The sequence below is a fragment of the Saccharibacillus sp. JS10 genome, from assembly GCF_024436065.1.
Classification (GTDB): Bacteria; Bacillota; Bacilli; order Paenibacillales; family Paenibacillaceae; genus Saccharibacillus.
This window is the reverse complement of record NZ_JANFNS010000001.1, coordinates 1033204-1049702: the sequence shown is the minus strand read 5'-3', so window position 1 is coordinate 1049702 and position 16499 is coordinate 1033204. Positions and strand designations below refer to the sequence as shown.

Here is a 16499-nt window from a genome sequence, read left to right as displayed (position 1 = left end):
CGATCTACTGGTCAGCAGAGAGCAAATTGTGTATGATGGAATCTGGTCAAAAACGGAAGAGAAGTGATGAGCGATGCAAAGATATTTTGTGGAAAAAGAGCAAGTCGAAGCCAACAAAGTGCGTATCCTCGGTGAAGATGCACGTCATATCAGCCGCGTGATGCGAGGTCGTCCAGGCGACAAGATTATCGTATGCGATGGAGCGGATCTCGTCGTGCTTGCCGAGCTTGAGACCGTCGAACAAAGCGAAGTCATCGCGGATATTATCGAAGAAATCGCAGAAAAAAGCGAAGCGCGTTTTCGAGTAAGTATTGCTCAAAGTTTGCCGAAAGGCGACAAGCTAGAGACGGTTATTCAAAAGTGTACCGAAATCGGTGCCCATGAATTTATACCGTTTTTATCGGAGCGTACCGTCGTTCAATACGATGCGAAAAAAGAAGAAAAGCGTCTTCAGCGGTGGAGCAAGATCGCCAAAGAAGCCGCAGAGCAAAGTCACCGGAGCCGGATTCCGAATGTATCTCAGCCGCTTACGTACAAGCAATTGCTTAAGAGGTTCGGCGATTATGATCTGATCTTGTTCTGCTACGAAAAAGAAAACGGATTACAACTGCGAGATGCGGTGCGTCCTTTTGCGCAAAGCCATACGGAGGCTGGAGCGAATATTTTGCTGATTATAGGGCCGGAAGGCGGATTTTCGGAACGAGAAGCACTTGAAGCGGAAGCTGCGGGCGCAGCAATTACAGGTCTAGGCAAACGTATTTTACGAGCAGAGACAGCGGGCATGACCGCATTGTCTTGTATCTTATACGAGTCTGGAGAAATGGGAGGAAATCAATAATGCCATCTGTTGCTTTTTATACGCTGGGCTGCAAAGTCAACTTTTATGATACGGAAGCTATCTGGCAATTGTTCAAAAACGAAGGATACGAGCAAGTCGAGTTCGACCAGACTGCCGATGTCTACCTGATTAATACATGTACCGTAACGAATACGGGCGATAAAAAAAGCCGTCAAATTATTCGCCGCGCCGTACGCCGGAATCCGAACGCAATTGTTGCGGTAACCGGATGTTACGCACAGACGTCTGCGGCAGAGATTATGGAAATTCCGGGCGTTGATCTGGTAATCGGTACGCAGGACCGCGAGAAGATTTTGCCGCTTGTCGACGAGATTCACGCGAAGCGCGAGCCGATTAATGCCGTACGCAATATTATGAAAACCCGTACGTTCGAAGAACTCGACGTGCCTAGCTTTAACGGGCATACCCGTGCTTTTTTGAAAATTCAAGAAGGCTGCAACAACTTCTGTACATTCTGCATCATTCCGTGGTCACGCGGATTGTCTCGCAGCCGTGAGCCGCAAAGCGTCCTTTCGCAAGCGCGTCAGTTGGTTGCTGCGGGCTACAAAGAGATCGTGCTGACTGGTATTCATACCGGCGGATACGGCGACGATATGGAAAATTATCGATTGTCCGATCTGATGGAAGAACTGGATAAAGTCGAAGGCTTGGAGCGGATTCGAATCAGTTCGATCGAAGCGAGCCAAATCGATGACAAAATGCTGGACGTGTTGAATCGTTCGACTAAAATGTGCCGTCATTTTCATATTCCGCTGCAAGCCGGCGATGATTCGGTACTCAAAAGAATGCGCCGTAAATATACGACTGCTGAATTTGCGGAGAAGATTGCCCGTATTCGCCAAGCGATGCCCGATGTGGCGATTACAACCGACGTGATCGTAGGTTTCCCGGGAGAAACGGACGAAATGTATCGCAACGGGTTTGCTTTTATGCAGCAGATCGGCTTTTCCGAAATGCACGTCTTCCCATATTCGCAACGTACCGGTACGCCGGCTGCGCGGATGGACGATCAAGTGGATGACGAAATCAAAAACCAACGCGTACACGAATTGATCGAATTGTCTGAACAGATGCAGCTGACTTATGCTCAAAAATTTGTCGGCGAAGTCGTTGATGTGATTCCTGAGAAAAATGAAAAAGGCACGTATCCGCAAGGTTTTGTCGGTGGGCATAGCGATAACTATCTGACGATTGTTTTCGAAGGTTCGCAAGAACTTCAAGGTCAGTTGTGCCGTGTTAAAATTACAGAAGCGAACGCCAATGAATGTCGCGGCCAATTACTGCGCGTTCTGGACGGAGTATCTGCGACATCGGTATCTTAAGTTTAATTCGATAAACCGTGTGCAGCGCGTGGGCAAAGTAGACTTCGCCGAACACTGCGAAGTCTTTTTGCTTGCGGCAAGGTTACTGTAGGATAAGGAGAGAAGACGGTGAGCAGAACGGAAATATCGGCAGGCGGTGTCGTCTATCGCGCAGAAGGCGACAAACTGCAAATCCAACTAATCCAAGATCGGTACGGCAAAGTCTCGCTGGCAAAAGGAAAACGGGAGCCGGGCGAGACTCCTCGCGAAGCAGCATTGCGCGAAATCCGTGAAGAAACAGGGATCGAAGGGCGGATCGTTCAGCTTGTAGACATCATCCGCTATCAATACCAGAACGAAAAGTACGGGCTGGTCGACAAAGAAGTCCGTTATTATTTAGTTGAAGCATTAGGCGGCGAACTTCGCGCTCAGCAAGAAGAAATTCGGGGCGTCGAATGGTTTTCGCCAGAAGAAGCGCTCGTTTTGCATAAAAAGTCAGGGTACGAAAATAACCATCCGATTTTGAAATCGGCAATGGAGATGCTAGGGTTGAAGATATAGAGGAGGAAGCAAGTTGGCAAAAGTTATTTTAGATAAAAATCGGAAAAAGCGCCTTGAAGAAGGTCATCCGTGGATTTATAAAAGCGAGATCGCAAGTACAGAAGGAGAAATCACACCCGGTGATGTGGTCGAAGTGACCGATCATCGAGGCAAATATCTCGCAAACGGATATTATAACGAACAATCGCAAATTACGGTTCGCTTACTGTCGCATGGTCAGATCGAGCAAATGGATGAGAAATTTTTCGTATCGCGTTTCCGGGCTTGCCTCAGCCATCGCAATCGTTTTGTAAATGGAACAGCTTATCGCTTGGTATACGGAGAAGCCGACTTTTTGCCGGGACTCATTGTAGATCGTTTCGACGATATTCTTGTGGTTCAAATTTTGACGCTCGGCATGGATCGTCGTCGCTCCGAAATCGTGAATGCGTTGGTTGAAGTGATGCGTCCGGTTGGCATTTACGAGCGTAGCGACGTATCGGTACGTAAGCTCGAAGGATTGGAAGAAACGACAGGGGTTCTATACGGCGAATGTCCGCGTCATGTAACGGTCAAAGAAAACGGTCTGCTGATCAAAGTCGATATCGAGCAAGGTCAGAAAACCGGATACTTTTTCGACCAACGCGAAAACCGCGCTTCGATAGCTCCATTGATGACAGGATGGGGCGAACGTAGCGGGATCGAACTGCAAGAAATCGAAGGCGAAAGCCGCCCGGTGAATAAAAAAGGCAAAGTCGTTGAGTTCCCATATTGGGACGGCGCAACCGTTCTGGAATGTTTCTCGCATACCGGAAGCTTTACGCTTCATGCTTGTGAATATGGCGCCAAAAAAGTAACGTGTCTGGATATTTCGGCACATGCGATCGAAAGCGCACGCGAAAATGTCAGCTTGAACGGTTTTGATGAACGCGTTGAATTTGTCGTTGCCGATGCTTTTGATTATTTGCGTGAAAATGTCAAAGGTCTTGAAGAACGCAAACGCCGCGCAGAAGGTTTATCCAAAGTCGATACGTCTGTACCGATTCCGGCAGGAGGCGGTCGTAGTTGGGACGTTGTGATTCTCGATCCGCCTGCTTTTGCCAAAAGCCGTTCTGCGGTCAAAGGTGCGGTTCGTGGATACAAAGACATCAACTTGCACGGGATGAAACTGGTGAGCGAAGGCGGTTATCTGGTTACAGCAAGCTGCTCGTACCATATGCGCCCTGAACTCTTTTTGGAGACGATTCAAGAAGCCGCCCGCGATGCAGGCAAAACGTTACGTCTGATCGAATGGCGCGCTGCGGGTAAAGACCATCCCCAAATTCTTGGCGTCGAAGAAAGCCATTATTTGAAATTTGCGATTTTTGAAGTTCGCAGTCGCTAATTACCGTAGACATTGATGGGTAAGAAAAAGATAGAGCTTGCTTTTCGCTTTTAAGCGGGAGCAAGCTCTTTTTTCTAAAAAGAATCTGTAAAAAGAAAGATAAGAACGCATGTTCTTTTTTTGTTTGTGCAAATCAGGTATAATAAACCATATAAAGCGACTGCTAAAGTTTGCAAAATAAGGAGGTCATCGGCGGATGACGCTACAAATCAGACTCGGATGTTCGGGCAGCGGCAAAACGACTTCAATGATGGAAGAAATTCGTACCCAAATGAAAGCCGACCCGTTAGGACCACCGATCTTGTTAATCGTGCCTGAACAAGCGACTTTTCAAAGTGAATATGCGCTGTTTGCCAAGCAACAAGGCAGCGGGAGTTTACGTGCGCAAGTCGCTAGTTTTCATCGACTCGCTTACCGCGTCATGCAAGAAACAGGCGGTTCGGCACTTACGGCGATCGGAGACGAAGGAAAGCGGATGTTGTTGTACCGTCTGCTTCGTGAGCGCCGCAGCGATCTTCGCTTGTTCGGTGCTTCGAGCGAACAACCCGGATTTATCGCTAAACTAAACGATTTATATACGGAACTTAAACGATATAAGATTGATTCGATAACGTTGCAAGAACATATGCAAGATTTGATTTCGGTCGGACATTCGCCGCTGCTTCGCGAAAAATTGGAAGACGCGCTGCCGATCTATCAAGATTTCGAACAGAAATTATCGCAGCTTTATGTCGATTCCGAAGATACCCTGATCTCTTTGGCCCAGCAAGCCGGTCAATCTTCGCTTGTTCAAGGCGCACAGATTTGGATCGATGGGTTCGATTATTTTACGCCCCGTGAATATGAAGTCATCGGAGCTTTGCTCGAAGCGGCGAAGTCGATCGTTTGTTCGTTGACCTTGGATCGTCCTTATGACGAAGGCGAAACGCTCAGCGATCTCAATTTGTTTTATCAGACAGCAAGTACGTACCGAAAATTACGCCAGCTAGCTGAAGCTTTGGAGCAGGAATGCGAAGTAATCGTACCCGAACAATCAGAACTGCCTAGATTTGCAACCAGCCCTTTGCTCGGCAGACTTGAAAATGAGCTGCGCGGAGAACCTCGTTTGGCTCGCCGTGTTCTTAACGAGCAAGAAAAACTAAATGCAGAAGGCGAACAAGCAATCTCGCTCCATATGGCAGACAACCGACGAGCGGAAGTCGATGCGGCGGCGCGCGAGATGTTAAGGCTCGCTAGAGAAAAAGGCGCCCGTTACGGGGATATGGCGGTATTTGTGCGTAATCTAGACGATTACGAATCGATTGTAGCTCCGGTATTTGAGGACTATGGCATTCCGGTTTTTGCTGACCGACGTAAAGGCGTTTTGCATCATCCGCTCGCTGAATTTGTACGTGCCGCGCTGGATGTCGTGCTACGTCGCTGGCAATACGAAGATGTTTTTCGTTGTATCAAAACCGATCTGCTATTACCGGAAGACGATCGTATCACACGCGCTGATCTGGATACGTTAGAAAACTTTGTGCTCGCTTCTGGGATTCGAGGAAGTCGATGGACAGACGGAAATCCGTGGCGTGAAGCGCCGAAGTTGTCGCTCGATGACGAAGGTCGCCCGGTTCCGCAAGAAGCCGCCGATGAATCAAAAGCGCGTATGGATCGGTTGGAAGCATGCCGCAACCGAGTCGTGTTGCCGTTATCTTCTTTCGAATCACAGCTGAAGCAATCCAAAACAGCCCGCGAAATGTGCGAAGCGGTATACCGGATGTTGGAGCAAGCGGAAGTGCCACAGCGATTAGATCGTTTGGCGAATGTAGCGGTAGCCGCCGGAGATCCGCAAGCCGGTGATATTGATCGGCAAATCTGGGGAGCTTTGTTGGATCTGCTGGATCAGATTGCGGAACTGATTGACGACGAAGAAGTGACGATCGAAGAATTTGCAGGCATGTTGGAAACCGGGATTGCCGGATTGACACTTGGGCTTGTTCCTCCTGCGCTGGATCAAGTACTGGTCGGTGATTTCGAACGGACACGTCCGCTTGATATTCGATATGCTTTTGTATTGGGACTTAACGAAGGGATCGTTCCGCTTCCTCCTGTGCAAAGTGGATTACTGAGCGAGCCGGAGCGTGTGCGACTTGCCGAGAGCGGCTTGGAGTTGTCTCCGGGAGCAGAGCGTCGATTACTCGATGAACAGTTGTTGATTTACCATACGCTGACCAGCGCGCAAGATAAGTTATGGTTGAGCTACGCGCTTAATGACGATGAAGATAAGCCGTTACTTCCTTCGGAAATCGTGCTGAATATTCGAGCGGCGTTCCCTTTTATTCGCGAGTGCCGAGAACATAGCTTGCCCGTAGCGGGTATGGATCGCGACGATTACGAGCGTTTTATTACGTTGCCGGAATCGACCTTGCCGCATTTGCTCTCGCAACTTCGACTATGGAAAACGGGTGCTTCGATCGATTCGTTATGGTGGGATGTACTTGGCGCTTATCAAGATCGCGGAGAATTGGAAAAGCTGCTGCAAAGCCGGTTGGCTTCTCTTGTATATACGAATGAGTCGGATCGTTTGACGCAAAGTACCAGTGTGCAATTGTACGGTACGCATGTGCGCTCTAGCGTCTCGCGCATGGAGAAATTTACGGCTTGCGCGTTTTCTCATTTTGCGTCGCATGGACTTAAGCTTAAAGAACGTCAAGTGTACAAATTAAACGCGCCGGATATCGGTCAATTGTTCCATGCGGCACTGAGCGATATTGCGACGCGGTTGCGTCTTGAAAATCGAAGCTGGGGGTCGCTTTCCGTTGAAGAATGTCTGGCGGAAGCGCGGGAATCTGTCGATAAGATTGCGCCAAGTCTTCAAGGCGAGATTTTGTTCAGTACCAAAAGATACGGATATATTTCGCGTAAGCTGATGGATATCGTCGGACGTGCTTCGGTTATTTTGGGCGAACATGCGCGGCGAGGCGATTTTGAACCGATCGGAATCGAAGTCGATTTTGGTCCCGGCAAAGATATTCCGGCATTGTCCTTTCAATTGGATAACGGCTGTACGATGGAAATCGTCGGTCGCATCGACCGGGTAGACGTCGCAGAAGGCGAAGAAGGATTGTTGCTTCGAGTCATCGACTACAAATCAAGTTCCAAAGATTTGAAGTTACATGAAGTCTATTATGGGCTATCGCTGCAAATGCTGACGTATCTGGATGTGATTTTAACGCATGCGGAAGCATGGATCGGAGCTCCTGCGTTGCCAGCGGGAACGTTGTATTTCCATGTGCAAAATCCATTGCTAAATTCTTCGAACGGGTTGGCGCAAGATGCGGCAGTCCAAGAAATGCTCAAACGATTCAAAATGAAAGGGTTGGTGCTTGCCGATTCCGATGTGGTTGCCAAAATGGATCGGACGCTGGCTAGCGGTCAATCGCCAGTCGTTCCTGTAGCAATCAAAAAAGACGGAAGTTTTTACGCAAGTTCCGCTGTTGCCGATCCGAATCAATGGGATTCTTTGCTCAAAGGCGTGCGTAGAAACATCGTCGGTATCGGCAAACGGATTACAGAAGGTGAATCGGAAGCACGTCCGTACCGGATTCAACAAGAGACCGCTTGCGATTTTTGTCCTTATCATTCTGTTTGTCAGTTCGATGAAAGTCTGGACCATGCCGGATACAATCATCTGGGTAAACCAGGCAAAGATAAAATTTGGCAGATGTTCGACGAGCAAGATCCACAAGAGCAAAAGGAGGAGAATTCATAAATGGGCATGACTTACGCACAGAAGCCTGAAGGCAGCCAATGGAGTGACGACCAATGGAAAGCGATTGCTGTTTCCGGCGGCGATATGTTGGTTGCGGCAGCCGCAGGTTCAGGCAAAACGGCTGTACTCGTCGAGCGAATCATCCGTAAAATCACCGATTCCGATCAAGGCACCAGTATTGATCGAATGTTGATTGCGACTTTTACCAAAGCGGCTGCATCCGAAATGCGTCAACGGATTCGGGATGCTTTGAATAAACAACTGAGCGCCGATCCGCAAAATGAATCTATTCGGCGTCAGTTATCGCTGCTTGGGCAAGCTTCGATTACGACGCTCCATTCTTTTTGTCTTGAAGTAATCCGTCGGCATTATACGTTGATTCCACTCGATCCGGCTTTTCGGATCGCGAATGAGCATGAGAGCGAGATCATGCGTCAAGAAATTTTGGAAGAGTTGTTCGAAGAATATTATGCACGCGAAGAAGACGGACAAACATTCCGACAGTTTATTGATTGGTTTGGCGGCGAACGTTCGGACGATCCAGCTTTTGCACTCGTGCAGCGGCTATACGATTTTGCTCGTAGTCATCCGTGGCCGGAACATTGGCTGAAGACGTCCGCTAATGATTTTCGGGTGCCGGATATTCAGTCGCTTGGAAATACCGAGTGGACGCGTAGCCTCATTTACGATGCGCGTCTGGCTTTGGCGGGTACGGAAAATCTGCTGCTGCGGGCTTACGATTTGGCAGCATCGCCAGAGGGACCAGCGCCTTATTTGGATACGGTGCAAAATGATCTGGAACAAGTACGACGATTACAGGCAGCAGCGCAACATGAATCTTGGGAACAGCTATATACCCATTTTGAACATATTACTTTTGGCAAACTTAATGCCGTGCGGAAAGATCAATGCGATCCGCAGATCAAAGATCAGACCAAAGCTTTGCGTGACGCAGCCAAAGAAGAATTAACCGCAATCCGCGAATTTTATTTCGGACGTTCGCCCGAAGCTTTTTTGGCAGAGTTGAATGAAGCCGCGCCGCTAATGGAAGAACTGTCGACATTAACGATCGAATTCGGAGAGCGTTATACCGCAGCGAAAAAAGCACGGGGGATGGTCGACTTTTCAGACCTTGAACATTATTGTTTGCGGATTTTGCGTGATCCTTCGTCGGAACCAGGAAACTCGGTTCCTTCGATCGTTGCTTTGGAATATCGCGAACGTTTCGATGAAGTGTTACTCGATGAATATCAAGATACGAACTCGGTACAAGAAGAGATTGTTTCGCTGATTGCTCGTGAAGGGGCAGGCAATCGTTTTATGGTCGGCGATGTCAAGCAAAGTATTTATCGTTTCCGTTTGGCTGAACCGGGATTGTTTTTGCAAAAATATCGAGTGTATGGAGAAGATTTTGCGGAGAATGGTCTGCGTATAGATTTGGCACGAAATTTTCGAAGCCGCCAAGAAGTAGTCGATGCGGTCAACGGAATTTTTCGCCGGATTATGAACGAACGCGTCGCGGAGATTGCTTACGATAGCCGTGCAGAGCTAACCTACGGCGCACAATCTTATACGGATGCAACACATAATGAATACGCACCGGAGCTATTATTGATTGAGCGCGAAGACCCGGCAGATGCGGAAGAATCAGAAGAAAGCCCGCTTGCCGCAGAAGTTGCAGAACTAGAAACAGCGAGGATCGAAGCGAGAGCTATCGCCAATCGGATTCACGAATTGGTAGGTGCCGCGGCGGGTAGTGAAGCTTTGTCGATCTATGATAAAGCCGCCGGAGGATTACGCCCGGTCCATTACGGAGATATCGTGATTCTGCTTCGTTCAGCAAGTTCATGGGCGCCCATGATGATCGAAGAATTAAAACTTGCCGGAATCCCAGCTGTCGGCGATGCGGCGCGCGGTTATTTCGATGCGACCGAAGTTGAGATTATGATGTCGCTGCTGCGAATCATCGATAATCCGCAGCAAGATATTCCGCTGGCTTCTGTACTTCGTTCTCCGATTGTAGGCTTGAACGAAGACCAGCTCGCTCAAATTCGATTAGTGAAACCGAAATCGTCATTTTACGAAGCCGTCTATGCAGCGGCGCAATCCGAAGGTTCGCCGTTAACTCAGCAATTACAAGTCTTTTGGCAAAATTTAGAACGTTGGCGAGATCAAGCTCGAAGCGGTGAACTAAGCGAACTGATCTGGACGTTATACCGAGAAACGGGGTATGCGGACTGGGTAGCGGGTCTTCCGGGAGGTGTGCAACGTCGCTCGAATCTCCTCGCGTTATATCACCGCGCGACACAATTTGAAAAATCGACTTCGGCGCAAGGGTTGTTCCGCTTTTTGCGATTTGTGGAGCGCTTAAAAGAAAACGGAGGCGATCTTGCAGAAGCTCCGTCCGAAGTCGGGCAAGATTCGGTCAGGATCATGACGATTCACAAAAGCAAAGGGTTGGAGTTCCCGGTCGTATTCGTCGCAGGGCTTTCCAAAAACTTTAATATGCAAGATTTGAACGCGCCTTTTATGATGCACAAAGAATTAGGTTTCGGACCCCGTTTTGTCGACGAAAAAGTTCGTGTGAGTTATCCGACGTTGCCTGCGCTTGCGATTCGTAGACGTGCGCATATGGAATTGTTGGCGGAAGAAATGCGAGTGCTGTACGTAGCGTTAACTCGCCCACGCGATAAAATGATTTTGACCGCAGCAGTCAAAGATATTCCTAAGCGGATCGCTTCTTGGATGCAATCTGCAAGCGGGACAGAAGGTATAGCCGACTATACATTGGCAAAAGCGCGCTCTTATCTGGATTGGGTTGGCCCTGCACTGATTTTTGAAGCTGGGGCGCAAGAACTTCGAGAAACGGTCGATGGGGTCGTAGACGCCAGCACGCCGATTTCCGATATGGGTTGGAGCTTTGCGATCCGCAGCAGCGATCATACGACCCCTTCGGAACGAATCGCCGAAGAAGAATTGTACGCAGAGCGTATTCAGCAACTCAAAGCGATCTTGAGCGGCGAGCAAGTCGAAGGAACTCGCAAAGCATACACAGAGCGTTTTAATTGGAAATACCCTTATGCAGAAGCAGGAAAAGCCGCAGCCAAAACATCGGTAACCGAGATCAAATCTCGTTTTACCGGAGGCGATTATCCGGCTGCTGATGCGTTAGAAGCCGCATTGCGTTCTTCCGAACAATCGACGCGACCTGTAGATTCCGAAAAATCGGAACCAGCGGCTTCTCCGACCTTGCAACTTCGTCGTCCACGCTTTATGGAGCGTAGTCGATTGACAGGAGCCGAACGCGGAACCGCTTATCATACGCTGATGCAGCATATTCCGTTGGATTCGCAGACCGGAGAACGAGAAGCTTCAGAGACGTTGGCTGTGCTGGTCGAAAAAAATAGTTTACTTCAAGTCGAAGCCGATACGGTGAATCCTGCCGATATTGCAGAGTTTATTCGAAGCGAAATTGGGCAGCGGATGATTGCTGCAAAGTGGCTACGCCGTGAATTGCCTTTCAGTACCGGAATCGGTACGCAAGAAGCATTAGGTTCGCTAGTATTGCCTGTTCGGCGGGAAGCTGCTGGAGCTTGGGAAACCGCGATCGGGCATTCTTCTTCAAAAGGTGAAGAACTTCGAGTCGAGCAATTGTCAGATGAGCGTGTGCTCGTTCAAGGCGTGGTCGATTGTCTGTTCCGCGAGAACGGAAAATTAATTTTGCTCGATTACAAAACAGACCGTCTTTCTCCGCAAAAAGGAATTGAGGAATTATCGGCACATTACCGATTCCAACTTGATTTTTATGCGCAAGCGGTCGAAGAGATGATCGGCGAACCGATTGCGGAAAAATGGTTATACTTCTTTGATGCCAAACAAGGCGTTCGATTGTAAGCCGTAGATAGACAGAAATAAAGATCAGAAAGGAGCGCGAACCATGCGTGTGCTGCATACGGCGGACTGGCATTTAGGCAAAACGCTGGAAGGTCGAAGTCGATTCGAAGAACAGCAAAAATTTATGGAAGAACTGGTCGATATCGTGCGGCGCGAAAAAGTGGATTTGATTTTGATGGCAGGGGACGTATACGATACCGTCAATCCTCCAGCGGCGGCCGAACAACTTTTTTATGAAAGTGTCGCTCGTATTCGCGCTGAAGGTTGTCAGCTTGCTGCAATCGCTGGGAATCACGATCATCCAGAACGGGTCGCTTCTGTACGACCTTTGGTACAAAGTAGCGGTATTTCATTAGTTGGCTTACCGATGGAACAAGCGTTGAAAATGGATATTGCTCGTACCGGAGAACAAGCGGTGATTGCAGCGCTTCCTTATCCATCCGAAGCCCGGCTAAATGAGTTGTTAACGCTTGACGGAACCGATGAGAATTTGCTGCGCCGTGCGTACAGTGAGCGCGTCGGATTGCTGATGCGCAAACTCGCAGCCGAATTTTCACCGAAAACCGTCAATTTGGCGATGAGCCATATTTATGTATTGGGCGGATTGGAATCCGATTCCGAACGTCCGATCCAAGTCGGCGGGGCGTATACGGTCGATCCGTCCGCATTGTCTTGCGGTGCTCAATATACAGCGCTTGGGCATCTCCATCGTCCGCAATCGGTCAAAGGCGAAGGCATTATTCGTTATAGCGGTTCGCCGATCGCTTACAGTTTTTCTGAAGCCGGGCAAGCTAAATCGGTCATGTTGATGGATATTGAGCCGGGTAAACCACCCGAAATACAAGAAATCTTTTTGTCTTGCGGTCGATCATTAGTGGAATGGCATGCCAAAGAAGGCGTGCAGCAAGTGTATCGATGGTTGGAAGAAGGTCGGGATGCCGGAGCTTTTATCGATCTGAAAATCACGTTGACCGAAGCGATGTCGCTTGGCGATATTCAATCGTTAAGAAAATCTTGCGAAGGGCTTGTGCATATTCGTCCGGTGTATCCGCAACTGGAACAAGCCGATACTCCTGAAGAGCGAGTACGATTGCCGATGCACGAGTTGTTCAAGACTTTTTATCGCAAGCAAACCGGCGGTGCAGACCCGGAAGACGAACTGGTAAATCTATTTATGGAACTCGCTTCTGAAGATGCTGATTTGTCAGCGGAAGGAGGCGAAGCTGAATGAAGCCGATCACGCTCAAATTATCGGGGCTGCAAAGTTATCGGGACATGCAAGAAGTCGATTTTACGGAGTTGTGCGAAACCGGGCTGTTCGGTATTTTCGGTCCGACCGGAAGCGGAAAATCGACAGTGCTTGATGCGATCACGCTTGCAATGTACGGCAAAGTCGAACGTGCTTACGGCGGAACGCAAGGTATTATGAACCATTCGGAAGATACGTTGTTCGTCTCGTTCACGTTCGAATTGGAGTCGTCTTCCGGGACGCGGCGTTTTCGTGTGGAGCGACGCTTCAAACGTACCGGAGAAGTCTCGGTTAGCAATACGTTAAGCCGATTTATCGAAGTGAAGCCGGAAGGCGACGATGTCGTTGCCGACAAACTTGCGGATGTAACGCGAGCAGTCGAAGAACGGATCGGGCTTAAAATGGACGATTTCACGCGTGCAGTCGTATTGCCTCAAGGGAAATTTGCAGAATTCTTATCGTTAAAAGGTAGCGACCGCAGACAAATGCTGCAACGTCTTTTTCATTTAGAGCAGTATGGAGATCGGTTGATCCAAAAGCTAAATAAACGCGCACGCGATACAGAAAATAGATTGCGTGAAGTGGAAGCGGAGCAGCAAGGGCTGGGTATGGCTTCTGCCGAAGCGGTCGAACAAGCCAGGCAGCGATTAAGCGAAGAAGTTAAACTTGCCGATCAGCGGCGAAAAACATTGGAACTTGCAGTCGACGAACACGGAAAGTTGTCTCGTATTCGCGAGCGTAGTCAAGAACGCAATACGGTAAAAGCGACATTGGAACAACTGCAAGCCCAGAATGAAGATATGCTGGCTTTGAAAAACCGCGCTGAGCGCGCTCGGGTTTCCGCGACATTGTTGCCGTCGCTTCAACGTTTCCGCGAAGCGATTGCTCGCTCTGAGCAACTGAATGCTCAAGCGGAGACTTTACGCGCTTCACTGGCTCAAGCCAAAACGGTTCACGAGCAAGCGGCGGCTGCCGAGCAGATTGCCTATCAAGCTTTGTCCGATGAAGAACCAAAATGGCTTCGCCGAACGACGGAGCTTGAACAAGCGTTGCAACTGGAAAGCGAGCTACATACGCTACGCGAAGAAAGTCAGCGATTGGAACATAGTCGAAATGAAGCTTCTTCAAGGCTTGAAAAAGCACGGCAAGAGGCTAGTGACCTTCGGCGAAAATTAGAACAAGCTAATACTCTGCGTCATGATCTGCAACAGCAGTTGAATGCTTGCGAAGTACGAAGCGCGGATCGTTTACGGCTCGACGCCGCTGGGCGACTTGCCGATACGATCAACGGATTGGATGAACAACGCATCGTCATTCGCCGAGATCTGGAGCAAGCAGAGCGGCAAGAGCAAGAATCGCAGCGGGAACTTGGTGCTGCACTAGAGCATCAGCAGCAAACCGAAAAAGAAACGCAGCAACGTATTGCCGAAGCGGAAAAGCAGGTTCAAGATCTGATTTCCTTCGAAAGTGAACTTAGTCAATGGATCGAAGTTCTTGCAGAAGAAGAAGCTCGCTTGCAGCAAAGCCAGCTAGATTCGGCGAAGCGCCGTATGGCATCGGAACTCGCGCATAGCTTGAGTGAAGGCGAGCCTTGCCCTGTCTGCGGCGCGACTCATCATCCACAGCTCGCGGATGATGAGTCTTCCGCCGCCGAAGCTGCGGCGGAGCTTGAACCGCTGCGCGCCCAGCAGGTCGGGGCGCGCGAGCTGCGCCTTGCCGCTGTTCGCTTGCGGCAAAGCAGCGAAGCTCTGGCTATTCGCTTGCGCGAAGAACTGGCGCAAGCGAATAGCGCTCCCGCGGGCGAAGCCGCGGAGCAGGCGCCTTCTTCGGCGCCTGCTACAAAGTCGCCGATTATAGACGGCGACTTCGCAGGGCTTGCGCCGCAGGCTCGCGCCGACCGATGGGCGCGCCTGCAAGCCGCGGCGGAGAGCTTCGAGCAAGCCGGAAGCCGGCTCGAAGCGCAGGCAAGAAGCGCGGAGCGCGCTTATAGCGCAGCTGCAAGAGAGGCAGCTGCGCCTCGCATTCGCCTGGACGGCGCCATGCAGCAGCGTCAGCGCGCCGCCGAGCGGCTCACTGAGCTGGAAGAGCGGATTCGCGAAGCGGAAGAACGGTGGAACCAATCGTTTGCTCAGCTGCAAAAAAACGAATTGGAACATCAGCGCGAAGAGATCCGCAAACGAGATGCGCAAGCCGAAGAATTAAAGCTTCGCTTAGATAAAAGCGTACCTGTTATTCAAGGTATGGAAAATACGCTTAAATCTCATGAAGAAGCCGCTGCGGAAGCAGAGCGAAATCTTGTTCAATGGACGGCGCAAGCCGAAGGGCGAACCGAGATGCTGCAAGAAAAAGAACGCCGTGTACGCGAAATCGCAGGTCAATCTTCGGTTGCCGAACTTTTAAAAAGCGCTGAACAGCAATTGGCTAACTTACGTGCAGCCGTGCAAGAAACGCGCCGCAAGCAAGAATCGGCGCGAGAAGCTTGGCAGACGGCAGGGAATCAGTCCGCCACTGCCGATCAGGCGGCTTTGTCGGGAGCCGAATATGCGACTTCAGCGGAATCGGCTTGGCAGACTGCGCTTGCCGTATCGGTGTTCCAAAATGCAGAAGAAGCCGAATCCGCTCATATGAACGAAGACCGGATGGTCGAAGCCGAAAATCAAGTCCGGCTTCATCGGGAACGCGAAAATGAATGGTCAGCTCGTCTACGCGAACTGGACAACTTGCTTGAAGGCGTGCAGATTTCGGAGCGACAATGGGAAGACTGCGTCACCAAGCTGCAAGAAGCGAAAGTGTTGGATGAAGAAGCACTTGCGGGCAAAGCCAGAGCCGAGCGGGATTTGGAAGACGTATCGACGAGACATGGTCGTTGGTCGCAATTGGAACAATCGCGAATCATTACGGCTACGGAGCTAGACCGATTATCCAAATTACAAAGCTGTTTCCGAGGCAACGCGTTTGTCGAGTATGTAGCGGAAGAACAACTCATTCAAATCAGCCGGGCTGCATCGAACCGATTACGCTTTTTGACCAAGCAGCGTTATTCGCTTGAAGTAGATTCCGGCGGTGGATTTGTGATTTGCGATGATGCGAACGGCGGGGTGCGCAGACCTGTATCGACGTTGTCAGGTGGCGAGACGTTTTTGACTTCTTTGTCGCTGGCTCTGGCATTATCTGCGCAAATTCAACTGCGAGGCGAATATCCGCTGCAATTTTTCTTCCTCGACGAAGGGTTCGGAACGCTTGACCCAGAGCTTCTCGATACCGTTATTACGTCGCTCGAACACCTGCATAACGATAAATTGTCGGTAGGCGTTATTAGCCACGTGCAAGAGTTGCGTGCTCGATTGCCGCGAAGACTTCTGATTCAACCTGCGGAAGCGACAGGCGCAGGTTCCACGGTTGTTTTAGAGAAAATGTAAACGGAATGTATAATCACGGTTCCGAAATTATATAGCTTAAGTAGTCTCTTTGCATGCGAAGAGGCTACTTTTGTTTTTTTTCGTATTTATTTGTACAAT

General features: G+C 49.7%; 8 protein-coding genes. All 8 read left to right on the top strand.

Annotated elements, in window-relative coordinates:
- Positions 1–73: 73 nt before the first annotated feature.
- The 8 genes from NOM90_RS04740 to NOM90_RS04705 all read left to right on the top strand — a co-directional run bounded on the left by NOM90_RS04740 (position 74) and on the right by NOM90_RS04705 (position 16400).
- Positions 74–838 carry a 16S rRNA (uracil(1498)-N(3))-methyltransferase gene (locus NOM90_RS04740; RefSeq protein WP_255940335.1) on the top strand — a complete coding sequence of 255 codons (765 nt, stop codon included), beginning with the start codon at positions 74–76 and terminating at the stop codon, positions 836–838.
- Complete coding sequence (mtaB, locus tag NOM90_RS04735) at positions 838–2181, top strand: tRNA (N(6)-L-threonylcarbamoyladenosine(37)-C(2))-methylthiotransferase MtaB (RefSeq protein ID WP_255940333.1); 1344 nt, start codon at positions 838–840, stop codon at positions 2179–2181. Before NOM90_RS04740 ends, mtaB begins: the two co-directional genes overlap by 1 nt.
- A gap of 108 nt (positions 2182–2289) precedes the next feature.
- On the top strand, positions 2290–2721 hold the full coding sequence (locus NOM90_RS04730; RefSeq protein ID WP_255940331.1) for an NUDIX hydrolase: 432 nt from the start codon (positions 2290–2292) through the stop codon (positions 2719–2721).
- A 13-nt stretch (positions 2722–2734) separates the two neighbouring features.
- Positions 2735–4084, top strand: a complete 1350-nt coding sequence (locus NOM90_RS04725; RefSeq protein WP_255940329.1) for a class I SAM-dependent rRNA methyltransferase — start codon at positions 2735–2737, stop codon at positions 4082–4084.
- Between the two features lie 196 nt (positions 4085–4280).
- Positions 4281–7838, top strand: a complete 3558-nt coding sequence (gene addB / locus NOM90_RS04720; protein WP_255940327.1) for a helicase-exonuclease AddAB subunit AddB — start codon at positions 4281–4283, stop codon at positions 7836–7838.
- Positions 7839–11732 carry a helicase-exonuclease AddAB subunit AddA gene (addA, locus tag NOM90_RS04715; RefSeq protein ID WP_255940326.1) on the top strand — a complete coding sequence of 1298 codons (3894 nt, stop codon included), beginning with the start codon at positions 7839–7841 and terminating at the stop codon, positions 11730–11732. It begins immediately after the preceding gene.
- A 43-nt stretch (positions 11733–11775) separates the two neighbouring features.
- Positions 11776–12963, top strand: a complete 1188-nt coding sequence (locus NOM90_RS04710) for a metallophosphoesterase family protein (RefSeq protein WP_255940325.1) — start codon at positions 11776–11778, stop codon at positions 12961–12963.
- Positions 12960–16400 carry an AAA family ATPase gene (locus NOM90_RS04705; RefSeq protein WP_255940324.1) on the top strand — a complete coding sequence of 1147 codons (3441 nt, stop codon included), beginning with the start codon at positions 12960–12962 and terminating at the stop codon, positions 16398–16400. The genes NOM90_RS04710 and NOM90_RS04705 overlap by 4 nt, the downstream gene beginning before the upstream one ends.
- Positions 16401–16499: the final 99 nt, after the last annotated feature.